Source organism: Streptomyces sp. NPDC015171 (genome assembly GCF_043079545.1).
GTDB lineage: Bacteria > Actinomycetota > Actinomycetes > Streptomycetales > Streptomycetaceae > Streptomyces.
In genome coordinates this window covers 1-19,464 of the sequence record NZ_JBIBUO010000013.1, presented here as the reverse complement: position 1 = coordinate 19,464, position 19,464 = coordinate 1, and the positions used below count along the sequence as shown (strand labels likewise).

Below are 19,464 nucleotides of genomic sequence, written 5' to 3'. Positions count from 1 at the left end.
TTCCATCATCAGCCGGCCCGGTCCAGCGGTCCGCCAGGTCCCCGCACACCGCAGGCCCGGCAGTACCTTGTCAACAGCACAGGGAAGACAGACCACTCAGAGCGCGGACGGGTCATCCAGCTCCGCCGCGTAGGGCGGCTCGGCCCCCGCCCGGGAGCAGGTGATCGCCGCCGCCCGTGCCGCGAAGAGCAGCAGCCGTGTCCAGCCCTCTGTCCCGAGGGCGGCGAGCGCTTCCGCGGACAGCGCGTCCCGGGCGGCCAGTCCGTGCAGCAGGGCCGCGTTCACCGTGTCACCGGCGCCGATGGTGTCCACGACGTCGACCTTCTCACCGGGCACGGAATGCTCTCCGCCGTCCCGGGTGAACACGGTCAGACCGTCGCCGCCCCGCGTGATCACCACGGCCGCCGGCCCCGCGGCCAGCCACTCGCGCGGGCTGCCGCCGAGCCAGGCCGCGTCCTCCGTGGACAGCTTCAGCAGCGTCACCGAGGGCAGCCAGCTCTTGAAACGCGCCCGGTAGGCATCCGCGTCCGGAATCAGTCCCGCCCGGATGTTGGGGTCGAGCGCGGTGAACAGCCCCTGCCCGGCAGCGGTGCGCATCAGCTCCTCGTAGGCGCTCGCTCCTGGTTCCAGGACGAGCGAGCAGGTGCCGAAGGACACCGCGCGCGTACCGGAGGGGAGCGCGGCGGGTGCGCTGAACAGTCGGTCGGCGGTGCCGTCCACATAGAAGGAGTAGGCGGCCGAGCCGGCGGCGTCGATCGTGGCCACGGCGAGGGTCGTCGGCTCGGGCCCCCGCTGTACGCCCGAGACGTCGACCCCGGCGCCGCGCAGCCCGTCGAGCAGGGCCTCGCCGAAGGCGTCGCCCGACGTCCGGGAGCAGAACGCGGTGCGGGAGCCGAGCCGGCCGAGGGCCACGGCGGTGTTGTACGGGCCGCCGCCGAGCGCCGGCTTCAGGCCGGCCAGGGCACCGGTGCCCTGCGGTACCAGGTCGATCAGTGCCTCACCGGCGACGACGATCACGAGTCGGTTCCCTTCTCGGACAGCGTGGATGATGCGGTGTGCCCGGCCGCTCCGGCGCGGCCCGGTTCCTCCGGGCAGCCGCACGACGTGCGATGGACGAAAGCGCAGGGCAGTCGGACCGTCCGGGCCGGGCGCCCGGGCTCGGCCAGCCGGTCCAGGAGTACCTGGACGGCCCGGGCGCCCATGTCCCGGCTGGGCTGGGCGATGGCGGTCAGGCGGGGCGAGAACAGGTCGGCCCAGTCGAAGTCGTCGAAGCAGCACAGGGCGATGTCGTCCGGCACGGACCGGCCGTGCCGGCGCAGCGCGCGCAGGGTGCCGATGGTCATCGCGTTGTTGGCGGTGACGAGTGCCGTGGGCGGATCGGGCAGGCCCAGCAGGGCAGCCGTGGCCTGCTCGGCACCCGCGGACTCGGAGTTGCCGGACACGAGGAGACGTTCGTCGAATCCCAGGCCGGCGGCTGCGAGGCCCTCCCGGTAGCCGGCCACGCGCTCACCGGTGGTGCTGAGGCCGGGCAGACCGGCGATCAGGCCGATCCGGCGGTGTCCCAGCCCCGCGAGGTGGGTGACGAGCAGGGCCGTCGGCGCGGTGCTGTCGGCACAGACCTGGTCGAAGCAGGGCGCGCTCGGGGGAGCGGCGACGGCGGCACGCGTGGCCCCGTGGGCCGGTCGTGCCGGCGATCCCCCCGCACGGTCGTCCGGCGTGAGGCCCTCCGCCAGGTGCGCGTCGATGAGCCGGTCCAGGAACACGGTGGGTACCGCGTGGCGACGCAGATAGCCGACGAGGTCGCGGGGGTCGGCGGACGGGGCGACGATCATGCCGTCCACCCGGCGCTCATGGAGGAGCCGCACGACCTTGTGCTCGTGCCGGGGGTCGTCGTGCGGATCGGCGATGAGCAGGCTGTAGCCGGCTTCCAGGGCTGCGGCCTCGACGCCCTGGAGGATCTCCGTGAAGTAGGGGTTGCTGATGGCCGACACCGCGAGGCCGATGGAGCGGGTGCGTGCGGTCACCAGGGAGCGGGCCAGCGTGTTGGGGGTGTAGCCGAGGGCGTCGACGGCGTCGAGCACGGCCTGGCGTGTGCGGGGGAGCACGGGGCGGGTGCCATTGAGTACGTGGGAGACGGTCGCCACGGAGACTCCGGCGCTCCGCGCGACATCCGCCATGGTGGCCATCGCGCTCCCTTCCCTGAGTCGAGCAGCCGACGAGCGGTGACGACCGGCGAGCCGATGAACGGAGACCGGCCGCATTCACCGCCGGTCCGGCCGATCAGGCCAACCGTTCCGCCCGGCCGACCGGAACTCCTCGGACGTCTTCCGGCGGACGGACGCTATCGCATACCCCACCTACGCGTAAACGCTTACGTAAGCGTTTACGGACGCCCCGCCGACCCCTCCAGCCCTCCAAGCCCGCAACCGAGCGCCTCGAAGCCCCTCCAAGCCGCACCGAGCCCTTCCACGCCCCTCCACGCTCCCGAGCGTCTCGGCCGGATGCCGCCCGGACTCCTCCCCCGCCCCGCGGCGAGACGGGTCTCTCTGCCCCGGTATCGTCGCCGTGCACACCCCTTGACCAGTGGAGACCCAGATGCCCGCGCGCTCCTCCGCGACCCGCCGTACCGTCCTTCGAGGGGCCGCCGCGGCCCCGGTCGCCGGGCTCGGCCTGGCCGCGTGCTCAGCCCCGGGCGGAAGCGGGTCGGCCGCGGCTGCCCCGACCGCACCCGTCGACCTCGGTGCCGAGAACGAGGTCGAGAAGGGCGGGGCCACGCTCTACCGGGATCACAACGTGGTGGTCAGCCGTGACCGGAACGGCACGCTGAAGGCGTACAGCACGATCTGTACGCACGCCGGGTGCCCCATCAACAAGCTGCAGGGGACGACCCTGATCTGCCCCTGCCACGGCAGTGAGTTCGACGCCGTGACAGGCAAGGTGGTCCAGTCGCCGGCCACCGTGCCCCTGACCGAGCTGGCGGTGAAGGCCGCGAACGGCAGGATCGTCGCCGGTCCGGCGGACTGACCGGACGGCAGACCGACCGGAACAGCCGCAGGGCCCGGGCCGCGGCCCGGCGAGCGCGGGGTGAGAGGGCGCTCACTCCCAGTCCCAGGCGATACCCACGATGCCCGGCCGGATCCGCGGCTCGACCACGTGGGTGCAGTGGTGCGGGCCGGTCACGGACAACTCCTGCCGGCCGCTGCGCGGAGCAGCCGCCGAGTGCTGGGCGAAGCGGTGGCAGCGCATGGGCAGGGCGTCCGTGTCGAAGCGCACCTGGAGCGCGTACTGGCCGCCGGGGTAGCCGAACCGGTGGAGATATTCGCGGGACGTCCCGGCGGTGCCGTCCTCGATGCCGTACCGGAAGAGGAAGGTGTCGCCCGAGCGCAGCCGGGTGCCGAAGAGCAGCTCGGCCACCAGGACGCCGGTCTCCTGGTCCCAGCGGAGGCGTCCGGTGCGGCAGTTCTCCAGGGCACGCACGGTGATACGGCTGGGGTCGCAGCCCAGGTCCCCGTGGTGGACGGCGACGAAGCGGTCGACGCCGTCGCGATGGGCCCGCACGATGTGGTGGGCCTCGCGGCTCACCAGCTCCCGCCGGGCGCCGATCCGCACGCATTCATGGTGGCCCAGGGTCTGCAGCCCGCCGTCCAGGGACCAGCCGAGGTCGGCGGTGAGCCGGTCGAGGACGCCCGATGCCTCGACCAGGGAGCGGTAGGAGCGGGCCGCGGCGCGGCCGGCCTGCGTGGGCTCGGCGGACTCGGCGAGCAGCCGGATCAGTGACTCGTCCGGCAGCTGGAGGATCTCCTCCAGCGCCCGCACGGCCCGCAGCGACTCCGGGCGCTGCGGGCGGCGAGCGCCCTGTTGCCAGTAACTCAGGCTGGTGACGCCCACCTTGACCCCGTGGCGTGACAGATGGTGCTGCACGCGCTGGAGCGGCAGTCCACGTGCGGCGATCGCGGCGCGCAGCGCCACATGGAAGGGGCCGCCCCGCAGGGCCGTGTCCAGTTCCGCGGTGGGAACGTCCGCGTGCTCTGTGGCATGCCGCATGCCGAGGGGCCTTTCTGTGAGGTGTCACTACGGCTGGTCAGACCGCTCGTGCGGGTGTGCGGGGCCACCCCGTGGACGCCGCGGGCGCCCGTGACAGGGCACGCCGCGCCCGTGCGCATCCGCGCACGGCCCCGAGTTCCCCCGCATTGAAGCGTGTTGACCAGAACCCGACAACACCTCGGACCCGGCCGTTCCGGACGACTGGCCGGACCTCGTCGTTCCGCGGGCGGCGGACGGGGCCGGCAGGGACCGCGGCGGCCCCGGCCCCGGACCTCGCCGGGGAAGGGAGGCGGCGGGCGAAGCGTCCCCGGCACGGCGCGGCAGGCGGCCGTCATCGCCGGGATACGTCCGCCGGGCACACCGAGACCCCCGGACGGCCGCCCCCCGTACCACCGAGGAGAAGTAAGAACATGAGTAAGATCCTGATCCGTGGTGCGAGGGGACCGGGCGTGCGACCGGCCCGTTCCGTCCGTGCTGGAACGCCTCCCGCCGGGCGCACCGACGCCCCTGAACGGTCGCCCGGAGGCGGAGCCGGCCGGCGGCCGGGCGAGGGCTGAGCGGCCGGCGGGGCGCACGGCACGCGGTCGGCCCACGGCGGCCTCCGTACAGGAGCGGGCGTTGTCCACAGGCCCGACGCGGTGTCGGTGCTCGCCAGTAGGGTGTGAGACATGGCCGACCCCTCCAGCTACCGCCCCAGGCCGGGAGACATCCCGGACACTCCGGGGGTGTACAGGTTCCGTGACGAGCACCGCCGGGTGATCTACGTCGGAAAGGCGAAGAGCCTGCGCCAGCGCCTGGCGAACTACTTCCAGGACCTGGCGAACCTGCACCCGCGCACCCGGACGATGGTGACCACCGCCGCGTCCGTGGAGTGGACCGTCGTGTCCACGGAGGTCGAGGCGCTGCAGCTGGAGTACTCCTGGATCAAGGAGTACGACCCCCGGTTCAACGTCAAGTACCGCGACGACAAGAGCTACCCCTACCTCGCGGTCACGATGAACGAGCAGTTTCCGCGGGTCCAGGTGATGCGCGGTCACAAGAAGAAGGGCGTGCGCTACTTCGGGCCGTACGGGCACGCGTGGGCCATCCGGGACACCGTCGACCTGCTGCTGCGGGTGTTCCCGGTACGCACCTGCTCGGCCGGCGTCTTCAAGAACGCCGCCCGCACCGGCCGCCCCTGCCTGCTCGGCTACATCGGCAAGTGCTCCGCGCCCTGTGTCGGCCGGATCACCCCCGAGGACCACCGGGATCTGGCCGAGGAGTTCTGCGACTTCATGGCCGGCCGGACCGGCACCTACCTCCGCCGCCTGGAGAAGCAGATGATGGAGGCGGCGGAGGAGATGGAGTACGAGCGGGCGGCCCGCCTGCGCGACGACATCGAGGCCCTGAAGAAGGCCATGGAGAAGAACGCGGTCGTCCTCGCCGACGCGACCGACGCCGACCTCATCGCCGTCGCCGAGGACGAACTGGAGGCGGCTGTGCAGATCTTCCATGTGCGCGGCGGCCGGGTCCGCGGCCAGCGCGGCTGGGTGACGGACAAGGTCGAGGAGGTCACCACGGGTGCCCTGGTCGAGCACGCCCTGCAGCAGCTGTACGGGGAGGAGAGCGGGGACGCGGTCCCCAAGGAGGTGCTGGTCCCGGCCCTGCCCGAACCGGTCGAGCCGGCCCAGGACTGGCTGACCGGCCGCCGCGGGTCGAACGTGTCGCTGCGCATCCCGCAGCGCGGCGACAAGAAGGCGCTCATGGAGACCGTGCAGCGCAACGCCCAGCAGGCCCTCGCGCTGCACAAGACCAAGCGAGCCTCCGACCTGACCACGCGCTCGCGTGCGCTGGAGGAGATCGCCGAGGCCCTCGACCTGGACAGCGCCCCGCTGCGGATCGAGTGCTACGACATCTCGCATCTCCAGGGCGACGACGTGGTGGCCTCCATGGTCGTCTTCGAGGACGGGCTGCAGCGCAAGGGCGAGTACCGCCGCTTCCAGATCAAGGGCTTCGCCGGCCAGGACGACGTCCGCTCCATGCACGAGGTGATCACTCGCCGCTTCAAGCGCTACCTCGCCGAGAAGGAGCGGACGGGGGAGTGGTCCGACGGCTCCGGTGCCGAGGACGCCCTCGGCGACGGCGACGGCGCGCTGACCGGGACGGACGTGATCACCGACGCCCTCAAGGACGACGACGGCCGCCCCAGGAAGTTCGCCTACCCGCCCCAGCTGGTCGTGGTCGACGGCGGTCAGCCGCAGGTCGCGGCCGCCCGCCGGGCCCTGGACGAGCTGGGCATCGACGACATCGCCGTCTGCGGCCTCGCCAAGCGCCTGGAGGAGGTCTGGGTGCCCGGCGACGACGACCCGGTGGTCCTGCCCCGCAGCAGCGAGGGCCTCTACCTGCTCCAGCGCGTCCGTGACGAGGCCCACCGCTTCGCGATCACCTATCAGCGCGCCAAGCGCGCCAAGCGCTTCCGCTCCGGCCCGCTGGACGAGGTCCCCGGCCTCGGCGAGACCCGCAAACAGGCGCTCATCAAGCATTTCGGCTCGGTGAAGAAGCTGCGGTCCGCCACAATCGAACAGATCCAGGAGGTGCCAGGGATAGGCCGGAAGACGGCCGAGACCATCGCCGTGGCCCTCGCCCGGGCGGTCCCGGCCGCACCCGCCGTGAACACGGCGACCGGAGAGATCATTGAGGACGAGGAACCCGTCACGACGGGGGGTTCCTCGGGGGAGCCCGTGACCGCGGGCACCTTGGACGAACGACGGGGGCAGGAGACATGAGCGAGCACGAGGCACAGCCCACGACACCGCGAGATCAGACGCACAGCGACACGGGCGACGATGCGGTCCGCCAGGACGCGGACACCGCCCAGGACACGGGCCAGGACGACGGAGCACAGGTGAGTACGGGCAGCGAGACAGCCGGGGCCGCGGAGGTGGCCATCCCCGAGCTGGTGATCATCTCCGGCATGTCCGGAGCCGGCCGGTCCACGGCCGCGAAGTGTCTGGAGGACCTCGGCTGGTTCGTCGTGGACAACCTGCCGCCCGCCCTCATCCCCACCATGGTCGAGCTGGGCGCCCGCTCCCAGGGCAACGTGGCGCGGATCGCGGTCGTCGTGGACGTGCGCGGCCGGCGCTTCTTCGACAACCTGCGCGATTCCCTCGCCGATCTGGACACCCGGGGCGTCACCCGGCGGATCGTCTTCCTCGAGTCCTCCGACGAGGCCCTGGTCCGCCGCTTCGAGTCGGTGCGCCGCCCGCACCCGCTCCAGGGCGACGGACGCATCGTGGACGGCATCGCCGCCGAGCGGGAGCTGCTGCGCGAGCTGCGTGGCGACGCCGACCTGGTGATCGACACCTCCAGCCTCAACGTGCACGAGCTGCGCGCCAAGATGGACGCCCAGTTCGCCGGCGACGAGGAGCCCGAGCTGCGGGCCACCGTGATGTCCTTCGGCTTCAAGTACGGCCTGCCGGTCGACGCCGACCTCGTCGCGGACATGCGGTTCCTGCCCAACCCGCACTGGGTCCCGGAGCTGCGCCCCTACACCGGCCTCAACGACGAGGTGTCCGCGTACGTCTTCAACCAGCCGGGCGCCAAGGAGTTCCTCGACCGGTACGCCGAGCTGCTGCGGCTGATCGCGACCGGGTACCGGCGTGAGGGCAAGCGGTATGTGACCATCGCCATCGGCTGTACCGGCGGCAAGCACCGCTCGGTCGCGATGTCGGAGAAGCTCGCCGCGCGCCTCGCGGCCGAGGGTGTGGAGACGGTGGTCGTACACCGGGACATGGGACGGGAATGACGGAACGTACACCGCGGCTGAGCAGGCTGCGCCGGATGGTGCCGGACGCGCGCGCCGGCCGTCCGGCCGAGGTCCGCGGGGGCAGGCCCCGCCGGCGTGGCGCCCAGCCCAAGGTGGTCGCGCTCGGCGGCGGCATGGGCCTGTCCGCGTCGCTCGCCGCGCTGCGCCGGATCACCGGCGATCTCACCGCCGTCGTCACCGTGGCCGACGACGGCGGCTCCAGCGGCCGGCTCCGGGACGAGCTGGGCGTGCTGCCGCCCGGCGACCTGCGCAAGGCGCTGGCCGCGCTGTGCGGCGACGACGAGTGGGGCCAGACCTGGGCCCGTGTCATCCAGCACCGCTTCCAGTCCAAGGGCGATCTGCACGAGCACGCGGTCGGCAACGTGCTCATCGTCGCCCTGTGGGAGCAGCTCGGCGACCATGTGCAGGCCCTGGACCTGGTCGGCAAACTGCTGGGCGCACACGGCCGCGTGCTGCCCATGTCCGCCGTGCCGCTGGAGCTGCAGGCCCTGGTCAAGGGGCATGATCCGGAGCGCCCGGACGAGGTGGACACGGTGCGCGGGCAGGCGACCGTCGCCCTGACACCCGGTGAGGTGCAGTCGGTGCATCTCGTGCCCAACGACCCGCCCGCCGTCCCCGAGGCGGTGGCGGCGGTCCTGGACGCGGACTGGGTGGTGCTCGGCCCCGGCTCCTGGTTCTCCTCGGTGATTCCGCATCTGCTCGTCCCCGAACTGCTGGACGCGCTGACCCAGACCAAGGCCCGCCGGGTGCTCTCCTTGAACCTCGAGCCGCAACCGGGAGAAACCGAGGGCTTCTCCCCGCAGCGTCATTTGGAGGTTTTGGGGCGACACGCCCCTAAACTCGCCCTGGACGTGGTGCTGGCCGACGACGCAGCCGTGCCCGACCGCGACTCGCTCACCGAGGCCGCGAAGCGGCTGGGAGCCGCGGTCGAGCTGGCGCCCGTGGCCCGGACCGACGGATCACCCCGGCACGATCCGGAGCTGTTGGCCGCCGCGTACGACCGTATTTTTCGGATGCATGGAAGGATCGGCCCATGGCGATGACGGCAGCGGTGAAGGACGAGATCTCCCGGCTCCCCGTCACCCGGACCTGCTGCAGGAAGGCGGAGGTCTCCGCCATTCTGCGGTTCGCCGGCGGCCTCCACCTGGTGAGCGGGCGCATTGTGATCGAGGCGGAGCTGGACACCGCGATGGCGGCACGCCGGCTCAAGCGGGACATTCTGGAGATCTTCGGCCACAGCTCCGAGCTGATCGTGATGGCACCCGGCGGTCTGCGCCGCGGGTCGCGGTATGTCGTGCGGGTCGTCGCGGGCGGCGACCAGCTGGCCCGGCAGACGGGTCTCGTGGACGGCCGGGGCCGTCCGATCCGCGGCCTGCCCCCGCAGGTGGTCTCCGGTGCCACCTGTGACGCGGAGGCGGCCTGGCGCGGTGCCTTCCTGGCGCACGGCTCGCTGACCGAGCCCGGCCGCTCCTCCTCCCTGGAGGTGACCTGCCCGGGTCCGGAGGCGGCACTCGCGCTGGTCGGCGCGGCCCGCAGACTGTCGATCGCCGCGAAGGCCCGCGAGGTGCGCGGGGTGGACCGGGTGGTCGTCCGCGACGGTGACGCGATCGGCGCCCTGCTCACCCGGCTCGGTGCGCACGAGTCCGTGCTGGCCTGGGAGGAGCGCCGGATGCGCCGCGAGGTGCGCGCCACGGCCAACCGGCTGGCCAACTTCGACGACGCCAATCTGCGCCGCTCGGCCCGTGCCGCGGTGGCCGCCGGTGCTCGCGTCCAGCGCGCCCTGGAGATCCTGGGCGAGGAGGTGCCCGAGCACCTCGCCGCGGCCGGCCGGCTGCGGATGGAGCACAAGCAGGCCTCCCTGGAGGAGCTGGGCGCGCTCGCCGACCCGCCGCTGACGAAGGACGCGGTCGCCGGCCGTATCCGCCGTCTGCTGGCGATGGCCGACAAGCGGGCCTCCGACCTGGGCATCCCGGGTACGGAGGCGAACCTCTCCGAGGACCTGGCCGACAACCTGGCCGGCTGACCTTCCCGGTCAACTCTCCGGTGCCGACGGCAACTTGGTCCCGTCGGCACCGGACTTCCGCAGCCGTACCACGCGTGTTTGCCTGGCTGTGAGGCGCCCTTGACTCGATCATCGAGTGACATGAGCCTGGCAGCCTGTTCGCCGCTGTGGCGGACCACCTCCAGGGGGGTTCATGAGACACAGAGCGAGATCGATCCTCGCTGTCGGCGCGCTTCTGATCGGCGGAGCGAGCCTCGCACCCACAGCCCAGGCACATGTCGCGACTCCGGCGAGGTCGTCCGCGGGCGACGGCTCCGAGGTCAAGGTCTACCGTGCCGAGGTCACCCCGAAGCAGATTCCCCTGCTCCTCAAGGCCGGCCAGGACGGCCATGAGCTCGGCGAGCAGGAGACCGCGCGCGGCAGGAACCAGGTCGAGGTCTACCTCACCGACCAGCAGGCGGCGCAGCTGCGCAAGCAGGGCGTCCCTCTTGCCGAGCGCACCCTCACGGCCAAGGCGGAGGCCCGGGTGGAGGACGCCGGCCAGGGCGTGTTCCGCCCGTACAGCGGAAGCGGCGGCCTCCAGGAGGAGATCCTCCGTACCGCCCGGGCCAACCCCGGCGTCACCAAGGTCGAGTCGATCGGCAAGACCCTCGACGGCCAGGACATCCTTGCGCTCAAGCTGACCAGGAACGCGAAGACGTCGAAGGACGGCTCCAAGCCGTCCGTGCTGTACATGTCCAACCAGCACGCGCGCGAATGGATCACGCCGGAGATGACCCGGCGGCTGCTGCACTACTACCTGGACCACTACAAGACCGACCGGCGCGTCAAGAAGATCGTCGACTCGACCGAGCTGTGGTTCGTGCTCTCGGCCAACCCCGACGGCTACGACTACACGTTCCGGAATGCCGGCACCCGCCTGTGGCGCAAGAACCTGCGGGACGTCAACGGCGACGGCGTCATCAGCACGGGCGACGGCGTCGACCTCAACCGGAACTTCCCCTACAAGTGGGGCTACGACGACGAGGGTTCGTCCCCCAATCCCACCAGCGAGACCTACCGCGGCGCGAGCCCCGCCTCCGAGCCCGAGACGAAGGCCCTGGCCGACTTCGAGCGGCGCGTCGGCTTCGCCTACGGCATCAACTACCACTCGGCGGCCGAACTCCTCCTCTACGGCGTCGGCTGGCAGGTGGCCACGCCGACTCCCGACGACGTCCTCTACAAGGCGCTGGCCGGCACGCCCGACAACCCGGCGATCCCCGGCTACCGCTCGCAGGTCTCCTCGGAGCTGTACACCACCAACGGCGAGGCGGACGGGCATGCGTCGAACGTCAACGGGATGGCGATGTTCACCCCGGAGATGTCGACCTGCGAGACCGCGTCGGACCTCGACCCGGACGACGCCTGGAAGAGCCAGGACTGCCGGTCGGTCTTCAGCTTCCCCGATGACGAGAAGCTGATCCAGCAGGAGTTCGCCAAGAACGTCCCGTTCGCGCTCTCCGTCGCCGAGACCGCGGCGCACCCCGACAAGCCGGTCTCCTCGGTCGGCCTGGGCGCCGCCGATTTCACCCCGGCCGCGTTCGGCACGTCGTACTCCCGGGGCGCTGACCAGGAGGTCTCGGTCGTCGTCCGCAAGGCGATCCGGGACAAGGAGCTGAAGTACCGGGTCAACGGCGGCCGTACGCTCGACCAGGCGCTGAAGCACTGGAAGGGCGGCCGGACCTACGGCGGCGAGGACGACCTCTACTTCGACGAGTACCGGGCCGCGGTGCAGGACGGCGAGCCGGGCGACAAGGTCGAGGTGTGGTTCACCGGCGAGACCAGGAGCGGGAAGAAGGTCTCCAGCAGCCACTTCACCTACACCGTCGCCGAGCGGCCGGCGGCGGACACCCTCGTGGTCGCCGAGGAGGGCACGGCCGCCGCACAGGCACGGGCGTACGCGGACGCGGTGAAGGCGGCCGGGCACCGGGCCCTCGTCTGGGACACGGCCGCCCAGGGCGCCCCCGACGCGCTCGGTGTGCTCGGGCACTTCCGCACGGTCGTCCACTACTCCGGCGCGAACGGCCCCGGCAACGCCACCCAGCTCCAGCTGCGCTCCTACCTCAACGAGGGCGGACGGCTGATCGAGGCCGGCGAGCTGGCCGGCGGCAGCGTCGACCTCGGCGACGGCACCCTGTCGGACGACTTCAGCCAGTACTACCTCGGCGCCTACAGCCGTACGTCGACCAAGGGGGCCACCGGATTCACCGGCTCCGGCGCGCTCGCCGGCTTCACCGGCGCCCTCGGCGACGCGCCCGCCAACCCGCTCGACAAGGCGGGTACCTACGGCACCACCTCCGACGAGCTGCCGGCCGCCACGTATCCGCAGTTCAAGAGCGCGGGCGCGGGAGCGTTCGCCGGGACCGTCAACCCCTACGGGCCGTACGCGGGCACCTCGATGGCCGCCGCCGTGCACACCGACGACGCCTACAAGCGCCTCACCCGCACCATCGACCTCACCGGTATCGCCGCGGCCGACAAGCCGGAGCTGAGCACCCGGCTGCTGTGGGACACCGAGCCCGGCTACGACCACGCGGTGGTCGAGGCGCACACCGTGGGCGCCGACGACTGGACGACCCTGCCGGAGGCCGGGGGAGCCACGCGGACGGCCGTGCCGGCCGAGTGCGGGGCCGGGTTCCTGATCGGCGAGCACCCCTGGCTGAAGCACTACCTGACGCTGTCGGGCAACGCCTGCACCGCGACCGGCACCACCGGTTCCTGGAACAGCCTCACCGGCAGCTCCGCCGGCTGGCAGCAGGTGCGCTTCGACCTGAGCGCGTATGCCGGGAAGTCCGTCGAGGTCTCGATCAGCTATGTCACCGACCCCGGAAGCGGCGGGCACGGCGTACTCGCCGACGACGCCTCGCTGGTGGCCGGCGGCGCGGCGCGGGAGACCGAGGGCTTCGAGTCGTCACTCGGCGCCTGGAAGGCGGCCGGTCCGCCCGCGGGCAGCCCGGCGGTACTGAAGGACTGGACGCGCACCGGGACCCTGTTCCAGACCTATGGAGCGGTCACCACGGACGACACCGTGCTGCTCGGCTTCGGCCTCGAACAGGTGCCCTCGGCGGCCGACCGGGCGGCCCTGTTGAGGAAGGCGTTCACCGCGCTCGACAGGTGAGCGCGGCCCCCTCTCAACGGTGCGCGAAGGGGCCGCTGATCAAGTGAGCCGACCCGCTCACGAACGAGTGAATTCAGCGTTAAAAGTGCCCGGCATTCGATGACAAATACGGATGAATCCACCGCCGATCCGGGGCGGTCCGTACCCCTACTGACTGGTACGGAACGCCTGCCCGTGTATGGGGCATCTCGATGTCACCTCGGGGGCCTCGGAGAGGTAGGGTCGGTGGTGGTCGGGGACATCCCAAACAGAGCTCGCCGGCACCGCATGGCCGGCGTACCAACGAGGAGATCGGTTCGTGACGATCCGCGTAGGCATCAACGGCTTCGGCCGCATCGGGCGTAACTACTTCCGCGCGCTGCTGGAGCAGGGTGCAGACATCGAGATTGTGGCTGTCAACGACCTCGGTGACACCGCGACCACCGCACACCTGCTCAAGTACGACACGATCCTGGGTCGCCTCAAGCAGGAGGTCACCCACACCGCCGACACCATCACCGTCGACGGCCACACCATCAAGGTGCTGTCCGAGCGCAACCCGGCCGACATCCCGTGGGGCGAGCTGGGCGTCGACATCGTCATCGAGTCGACCGGCATCTTCACCAAGCGCGAGGACGCGGCCAAGCACCTCGCCGGCGGCGCCAAGAAGGTCCTCATCTCGGCTCCGGCCAAGGACGAGGACATCACCATCGTGATGGGCGTCAACCAGGACAAGTACGACCCGGCGAAGGACCACGTCATCTCCAACGCCTCCTGCACCACCAACTGTGTGGCGCCGATGGCGAAGGTCCTGGACGAGAACTTCGGCATCGTCCGCGGCCTGATGACGACGGTGCACGCGTACACCAACGACCAGCGCATCCTGGACTTCCCGCACAAGGACCTGCGCCGCGCCCGGGCCGCCGCCGAGAACATCATCCCGACCACCACCGGTGCCGCGAAGGCCACCGCGCTGGTGCTCCCGCAGCTCAAGGGCAAGCTGGACGGCATCGCCATGCGCGTCCCGGTTCCCACCGGCTCCGCCACCGACCTCGTCGTGCAGCTCCAGCGCGAGGTCACCAAGGACGAGGTCAACGCCGCGTTCAAGAAGGCCTCCGAGGACGGCGACCTCAAGGGCTACCTGACCTACACCGAGGACGAGATCGTCTCCTCGGACATCGTCGGCGACCCGGCCTCCTGCACCTTCGACTCCTCCCTGACCATGGTCCAGGAGGGCAACTCGGTGAAGATCCTCGGCTGGTACGACAACGAGTGGGGCTACTCCAACCGCCTCGTGGACCTCACGGTCTTCGTCGGCGGCCAGCTCTGATCGTCGAAGCACGATCTTGAAGTGAGGCAGGGCCCGGGCAGCGCAGGGACGCGCTGCCCGGGCCCTGCCTCGCGTGCAGAACAGCGATGACTACGATCACGGAGCACCATCAGCCCTCGGGAGCCCCATTCATGAAGACGATCGACGAACTCATCCAGGACGGTGTCGAAGGCAAGCGGGTCTTCGTCCGCGCCGACCTCAACGTCCCGCTGGACGGCACCACCATCACCGACGATGGTCGTATCCGTGCTGTTGCCCCGACCATCGCCAAGCTCGCCGATGCGGGTGCCAAGGTGATCGTCGCCTCCCACCTGGGCCGTCCCAAGGGCGCCCCGGACCCGCAGTTCTCCCTCGCCCCGGTCGCGGAGCGGCTCGGCGAGATCCTGGGCAAGAACGTCTCGTTCGCCACCGACACGATCGGTGACAGCGCGAAGGCCACCGTCGCCGATCTGGCGAACGGCGAGGTCACGCTGCTGGAGAACCTCCGGTTCAACGCGGGTGAGACGAGCAAGGACGACGCGGAGCGCGGCGCGTTCGCCGACGCCCTCGCCGCTTTGGCAGACGTCTACGTGGGCGACGGCTTCGGTGCCGTGCACCGCAAGCACGCCTCGGTCTTCGACCTCCCGGCGCGCCTTCCGCACGCCGCGGGCGACCTCATCGCCACCGAGGTCGGCGTCCTGAAGAAGCTCACCGAGGACGTCAAGCGCCCCTACGTCGTCGCGCTCGGCGGCGCCAAGGTCTCCGACAAGCTCGCCGTCATCGACCAGCTGCTCGGCAAGGCCGACCGTCTGCTCATCGGCGGCGGCATGGCGTACACCTTCCTCAAGGCCAAGGGCCACGAGGTCGGCATCTCCCTCCTGCAGGAGGACCAGATCCCGGTCGTCAAGGAGTACATGGAGCGCGCCGAGAAGAACGGCGTGGAGCTGGTGCTCCCCGTCGACGTCCTCGTCTCGCCGGAGTTCCCGGACCTGAAGACCAAGGCCCCGGCCCACCCCACCGTCGTCGCCGCGGACGCCATCCCGGCCGACCAGGAGGGTCTGGACATCGGCCCCGAGACCCGCGAGCTCTACGCCTCGAAGCTCGCCGACGCCGAGACCGTCTTCTGGAACGGTCCCATGGGCGTCTTCGAACACCCCGACTACGCGAACGGCACCAAGGCCGTCGCGCAGGCCCTGCTGGACTCGCCGGGCTTCACTGTCGTGGGCGGCGGTGACTCCGCCGCGGCCGTGCGTCTGCTCGGCTTCGACGAGAACGCCTTCGGCCACATCTCGACCGGTGGCGGCGCCTCCCTCGAATACCTCGAGGGCAAGACGCTCCCCGGCCTCGCCGCACTGGAGGACTGACCCTTGAGCACCCGCACGCCGCTGATGGCGGGCAACTGGAAGATGAACCTCAACCACCTCGAGGCCATCGCGCACGTCCAGAAGCTCGCCTTCGCCCTGTCCGACAAGGACTACGACGCCGTCGAGGTCGCGGTCCTGCCGCCCTTCACCGACCTGCGCTCCGTGCAGACCCTGGTCGACGGCGACAAGCTCAAGATCAAGTACGGCGCCCAGGACGTCTCGGCGCATGACTCCGGCGCCTACACCGGCGAGATCTCGGGCCCGATGCTGGCCAAGCTGAAGTGCACGTACGTGGCGATCGGCCACTCCGAGCGCCGGCAGTACCACCACGAGACCGACGAGATCGTCAACGCCAAGGTGAAGGCCGCCTACAAGCACGGTCTCACCCCGATCCTGTGCGTCGGCGAGGAGCTGGACGTCCGCGAGGCGGGCAACCACGTCTCCCACACCCTCGCCCAGGTCGAGGGCGGTCTGAAGGACCTGCCCGCCGAGCAGGCCGAGACGATCGTGATCGCCTACGAGCCCGTGTGGGCCATCGGCACCGGCAAGGTCTGCGGCGCCGACGACGCCCAGGAGGTCTGCGCCGCCATCCGTGGCAAGATCGCCGAGCTGTACTCCCAGGACGTCGCCGACAAGGTCCGCATCCAGTACGGCGGCTCCGTGAAGTCCGGCAACGTCGCCGAGATCATGGCGAAGTCCGACATCGACGGCGCCCTGGTCGGCGGTGCCTCGCTGGACGCCGACGAGTTCGTCAAGATCGTGCGCTTCCGCGATCAGTGACCGACGCCGTGAGTAGGCGGTAGCGGCGATACGTCGTACTCTTGCGGGGGCGCAGCCGACGCGCTGTGCCCCCGTCGTCCATCCGAATCCGAGGAAGTTGGTCCAGCCGTGGTTTTGGGGTTCTCGATCGCCCTGATCGTCTTCAGCCTGCTGCTGATGCTGCTGGTGCTGATGCACAAGGGGAAGGGCGGCGGCCTCTCCGACATGTTCGGTGGCGGCATGCAGTCCTCCGTCGGCGGTTCTTCGGTCGCCGAGCGCAACCTCGACCGGATCACGATCGTGATCGGCCTGCTGTGGTTCGCGTCCATCATCGTGCTCGGCATCGTGATGAAGACCAACAGCTGACACAGAGCTGACGCGCGAAGAGCGAAACCGGGCGTACAACCCGCATATTCCGCATATTCCCCACGTAAAGCCCCATGTTCGGTACGTGCTCCTGAGCGCGGCCTATCATGGGGCTTGCGTCTGGGTGTGGGGGCCGGTAACTCCAATCACTGGACGCGCGTTGGGCCTTACGTAGACTGAGGCGCTCGCAGCGAAACGAAACGCCGACTCGCTTCGCGGCACCATTACGCAGGGAGTTACGACCGTGGCAAGTGGCAACGCGATCCGAGGAAGCCGGGTCGGGGCGGGGCCGATGGGCGAGGCCGAGCGCGGCGAGTCCGCGCCGCGTCTGCGCATCTCCTTCTGGTGCTCCAACGGGCATGAGACGCAGCCGAGCTTCGCCAGCGACGCGCAGGTTCCCGATACCTGGGACTGCCCGCGCTGCGGCTTCCCTGCCGGCCAGGACCGGGACAACCCGCCGGACCCGCCGCGCACCGAGCCGTACAAGACGCACCTGGCGTACGTCCGGGAGCGGCGCAGCGACGCGGACGGCGAGGCGATCCTCGCCGAGGCGCTCGCCAAACTGCGGGGCGAGATCTAGAGATGTCACCGGCCGGGCGCCCGCGGGCGCCCGGCCGGAGCTCTTCCGCACCGCCGCGGACAGCCCGTTGTCAGTGGTGCCCTTTACGGTTTGTGCATCGACGAATCGTGAGGGGGACGCGTGGCGACGGTCGAGGCGGTGAGCGTGGGTGCAGCACCCGCGTGGCGCGGGGGGTTCGGGCGGCTGTGGACGGCCGCGGTGATCTCCCGCTTCGGAGACGCGTTGCGTACGGCCGCGCTGCCCCTGCTGGCCGTGCGGCTCACCGACGAGCCGCTCGCCGTCGCCCTCCGTCACCGCATGCGGCTATGTGCCGTGGCTGCTGTTCGGGCTGTTCGGCGGGGCCGTGGCCGACCGGGTGGACCAGCGGCGCGCGATGTGGGCCGTGGACACGGTACGGGGCCTGCTCGTCGCCGGGTTCGCCCTCGTCGTGGGCCTGGGACACTCCTCGATCCCGCTGCTGCTCGCCCTCGCCTTCGCGCTCACCACCCTTCAGACGCTCTTCGACAACGCCTCCACGGCCCTGCTGCCCTCCCTGGTGAAGCGGGAGGCCCTGGGCAGTGCGAACGCCCGGCTGATGACCGGTCAGCAACTGGCGGGCGGGCTGCTCGCGGGCCCCTTCGTGCCGCTGCTGCTGACGGCCGGCGCGTTCATGCCGTTCGCGGCCGACGCCGGGACCTATCTGGTGGCCGCCGCGCTGGTGGCGTCCCTGCGGACCCGGCCGCCCGAGCGGGAGCCGCGCCCGGCCGGCGGCACGCTGCGCGCGGAGATCGGCGAGGGCCTGCGCGTCCTGTGGCGCGACCGGGCGCTGCGCGCGGTCTGTACGGCCACGCTGCTGTGCAACATCGGTATGGGCGCCCTGATCGCCACGCTGGTCCTGCACGTCACCCGATGGCTCGACGCGGGCAACGCCGGATACGTGGCCGCGATGACGGCCTACTCGGCCGGCAGCCTCGCCGGGGGCTTCGTCGCCCAGCGGATCGCGCGCCGCACCGGAAGAGTGGGGGCCCTGCTGCTCGGCGGCGCGGTCCAGACCGGATCGCTGCTGCTCATGGGCTGCGTACGGCAGTTGGCCGCCCTAGTCGCCGGCATGCTGCTGCTCGGCGCGATGAACATGGTCTGGAACGTCAACCAGGTCACGCTGATGCAGCAGCGCGCCCCCGAGTCCATGCTGGGCCGCGTCGCCTCCGCCTTCCGTACCGCGTCGACGTCCGGTGCCCCGCTCGGTGCCCTCCTGGGCGGCGCCACGGCACGGCTCTGCGGCCTCAACGCGCCCGCCCTGCTGGCCGCCGCCCTCTTCGCCCTCGCGGTCACCTCGTTGATACCGGCGCGCAAGCCCGACGTATCCGGTGTTGCCCACGAGGACAGCGTCACGACCGCTCCTCCCGCATCCTGATCAATTAGGTTGGGAACGGCAGCGGGACAGGTACCGAAAGAAGGCTGAAGTCGGAAATGAACGCAGACGGCCGTACCAGGCTCAACCAGACGCCCGAATGGACCGCTCTCGCCCGGCACAAGGAGGAGCTGGCTGACACCCGTCTGAGGGATCTGTTCACCGCCGACCCCGCACGCGGCACCGGGTACACGCTCCAGGTCGGCGACCTGTACATCGACTACAGCAAGCACCTGATCACCGATGGGACGCTGCGCCTGCTGCGCGAGCTGGCCGCGGCGACGGACGTCTTCGGCCTGCGGGACGCGATGTTCCGCGGTGAGAAGATCAACGTCACCGAGGACCGGGCCGTGCTGCACACCGCGCTGCGCGCGGCGCGGGACACGGTGGTCGAGGTCGACGGCGAGAACGTCGTGCCCAAGGTGCACGCCGTGCTCGACAAGATGGCCGGTTTCGCCGAGCGGGTCCGCTCGGGCGAGTGGACCGGCCACACCGGCAAGCGGATCCGCAACGTCGTCAACATCGGTATCGGCGGCTCCGACCTCGGCCCCGCGATGGCCTACGAGGTGCTGCGCAGCTTCACCGACCGCGACCTCACGGTCCGCTTCGTCTCCAACGTGGACGGCGCCGACCTGCATGAGGCGACCCGGGACCTGGATCCGGCGGAGACCCTGTTCATCGTCGCGTCCAAGACCTTCACCACGATCGA

Annotated in this window: 14 protein-coding genes and 2 pseudogenes; 13 read left to right on the top strand and 3 right to left on the bottom strand. The window is 70.9% G+C overall.

All coding sequences use genetic code 11. From position 1 onward, the window contains the following. Positions 1 to 96: 96 nt before the first annotated feature. On the bottom strand, positions 97 to 1,017 hold the full coding sequence (locus tag ACF073_RS29970; protein ID WP_392074536.1) for a carbohydrate kinase: 921 nt from the start codon (positions 1,015 to 1,017) through the stop codon (positions 97 to 99). Next, complete coding sequence (locus ACF073_RS29965) at positions 1,014 to 2,186, bottom strand: LacI family DNA-binding transcriptional regulator (protein WP_392074535.1); 1,173 nt, start codon at positions 2,184 to 2,186, stop codon at positions 1,014 to 1,016. Before ACF073_RS29965 ends, ACF073_RS29970 begins: the two co-directional genes overlap by 4 nt. 409 nt (positions 2,187 to 2,595) lie before the next feature. Here ACF073_RS29965 and ACF073_RS29960 point away from each other — a divergent pair, with 409 nt between their 5' ends. Next, the gene (locus tag ACF073_RS29960; protein WP_392074534.1) at positions 2,596 to 3,024 is read left to right on the top strand and encodes a Rieske 2Fe-2S domain-containing protein; all 429 of its coding nucleotides are present in this window, start codon (positions 2,596 to 2,598) and stop codon (positions 3,022 to 3,024) included. Positions 3,025 to 3,096: 72 nt separating this feature from the next. Here the strand turns inward: ACF073_RS29960 and ACF073_RS29955 are convergent, their stop codons facing one another. Then, positions 3,097 to 4,044 carry a hypothetical protein gene (locus tag ACF073_RS29955; protein ID WP_392074533.1) on the bottom strand — a complete coding sequence of 316 codons (948 nt, stop codon included), beginning with the start codon at positions 4,042 to 4,044 and terminating at the stop codon, positions 3,097 to 3,099. A 668-nt stretch (positions 4,045 to 4,712) separates the two neighbouring features. Here ACF073_RS29955 and uvrC point away from each other — a divergent pair. From uvrC to ACF073_RS29895, 12 genes and pseudogenes are all read left to right on the top strand, one after another. Further along, positions 4,713 to 6,809: an excinuclease ABC subunit UvrC gene (gene uvrC / locus ACF073_RS29950; protein WP_392074532.1), complete on the top strand. Its 2,097-nt coding sequence runs from the start codon at positions 4,713 to 4,715 to the stop codon at positions 6,807 to 6,809. Continuing rightward, complete coding sequence (gene rapZ, locus ACF073_RS29945) at positions 6,806 to 7,828, top strand: RNase adapter RapZ (RefSeq protein WP_392074531.1); 1,023 nt, start codon at positions 6,806 to 6,808, stop codon at positions 7,826 to 7,828. The genes uvrC and rapZ overlap by 4 nt, the downstream gene beginning before the upstream one ends. Further along, a complete protein-coding gene (yvcK, locus tag ACF073_RS29940) occupies positions 7,825 to 8,892 on the top strand; it encodes a uridine diphosphate-N-acetylglucosamine-binding protein YvcK (protein WP_392074530.1) in 1,068 nt (355 codons plus the stop codon). Before rapZ ends, yvcK begins: the two co-directional genes overlap by 4 nt. Continuing rightward, positions 8,883 to 9,872, top strand: a complete 990-nt coding sequence (whiA, locus tag ACF073_RS29935; RefSeq protein WP_392074529.1) for a DNA-binding protein WhiA — start codon at positions 8,883 to 8,885, stop codon at positions 9,870 to 9,872. Before yvcK ends, whiA begins: the two co-directional genes overlap by 10 nt. Positions 9,873 to 10,044: 172 nt before the next feature. Further along, positions 10,045 to 13,008 carry a M14 family zinc carboxypeptidase gene (locus tag ACF073_RS29930; protein WP_392074528.1) on the top strand — a complete coding sequence of 988 codons (2,964 nt, stop codon included), beginning with the start codon at positions 10,045 to 10,047 and terminating at the stop codon, positions 13,006 to 13,008. Between the two features lie 298 nt (positions 13,009 to 13,306). Beyond that, the gene (gap, locus tag ACF073_RS29925; RefSeq protein WP_392074527.1) at positions 13,307 to 14,317 is read left to right on the top strand and encodes a type I glyceraldehyde-3-phosphate dehydrogenase; all 1,011 of its coding nucleotides are present in this window, start codon (positions 13,307 to 13,309) and stop codon (positions 14,315 to 14,317) included. A 131-nt stretch (positions 14,318 to 14,448) separates the two neighbouring features. Next, positions 14,449 to 15,660, top strand: a complete 1,212-nt coding sequence (locus tag ACF073_RS29920) for a phosphoglycerate kinase (protein WP_392074526.1) — start codon at positions 14,449 to 14,451, stop codon at positions 15,658 to 15,660. 3 nt (positions 15,661 to 15,663) lie between these two features. Beyond that, a complete protein-coding gene (gene tpiA, locus ACF073_RS29915) occupies positions 15,664 to 16,440 on the top strand; it encodes a triose-phosphate isomerase (protein WP_392074525.1) in 777 nt (258 codons plus the stop codon). Positions 16,441 to 16,548: 108 nt separating this feature from the next. Beyond that, a complete protein-coding gene (secG, locus tag ACF073_RS29910) occupies positions 16,549 to 16,785 on the top strand; it encodes a preprotein translocase subunit SecG (protein WP_392074524.1) in 237 nt (78 codons plus the stop codon). Positions 16,786 to 17,029: 244 nt separating this feature from the next. Further along, positions 17,030 to 17,365 carry an RNA polymerase-binding protein RbpA gene (locus tag ACF073_RS29905; protein WP_003957010.1) on the top strand — a complete coding sequence of 112 codons (336 nt, stop codon included), beginning with the start codon at positions 17,030 to 17,032 and terminating at the stop codon, positions 17,363 to 17,365. 198 nt (positions 17,366 to 17,563) lie between these two features. Then, positions 17,564 to 18,758, top strand: a pseudogene (locus ACF073_RS29900) (MFS transporter). Between the two features lie 56 nt (positions 18,759 to 18,814). Continuing rightward, positions 18,815 to 19,464 (top strand): annotated as a pseudogene (locus ACF073_RS29895) (glucose-6-phosphate isomerase); the annotation flags it as partial.

Bases quoted from the DNA above. Each gene is read 5' to 3' on its own strand.
- ACF073_RS29930 (WP_392074528.1), top strand. From the start codon at position 10,045: ATGAGACACAGAGCGAGATCGATCCTCGCTGTCGGCGCGCTTCTGATC.
- ACF073_RS29960 (WP_392074534.1), top strand. From the start codon at position 2,596: ATGCCCGCGCGCTCCTCCGCGACCCGCCGTACCGTCCTTCGAGGGGCC.
- rapZ (WP_392074531.1), top strand. From the start codon at position 6,806: ATGAGCGAGCACGAGGCACAGCCCACGACACCGCGAGATCAGACGCAC.
- ACF073_RS29920 (WP_392074526.1), top strand. From the start codon at position 14,449: ATGAAGACGATCGACGAACTCATCCAGGACGGTGTCGAAGGCAAGCGG.
- ACF073_RS29955 (WP_392074533.1), bottom strand. From the start codon at position 4,044: ATGCGGCATGCCACAGAGCACGCGGACGTTCCCACCGCGGAACTGGAC.
- uvrC (WP_392074532.1), top strand. From the start codon at position 4,713: ATGGCCGACCCCTCCAGCTACCGCCCCAGGCCGGGAGACATCCCGGAC.
- yvcK (WP_392074530.1), top strand. From the start codon at position 7,825: ATGACGGAACGTACACCGCGGCTGAGCAGGCTGCGCCGGATGGTGCCG.
- whiA (WP_392074529.1), top strand. From the start codon at position 8,883: ATGGCGATGACGGCAGCGGTGAAGGACGAGATCTCCCGGCTCCCCGTC.
- ACF073_RS29965 (WP_392074535.1), bottom strand. From the start codon at position 2,186: ATGGCCACCATGGCGGATGTCGCGCGGAGCGCCGGAGTCTCCGTGGCG.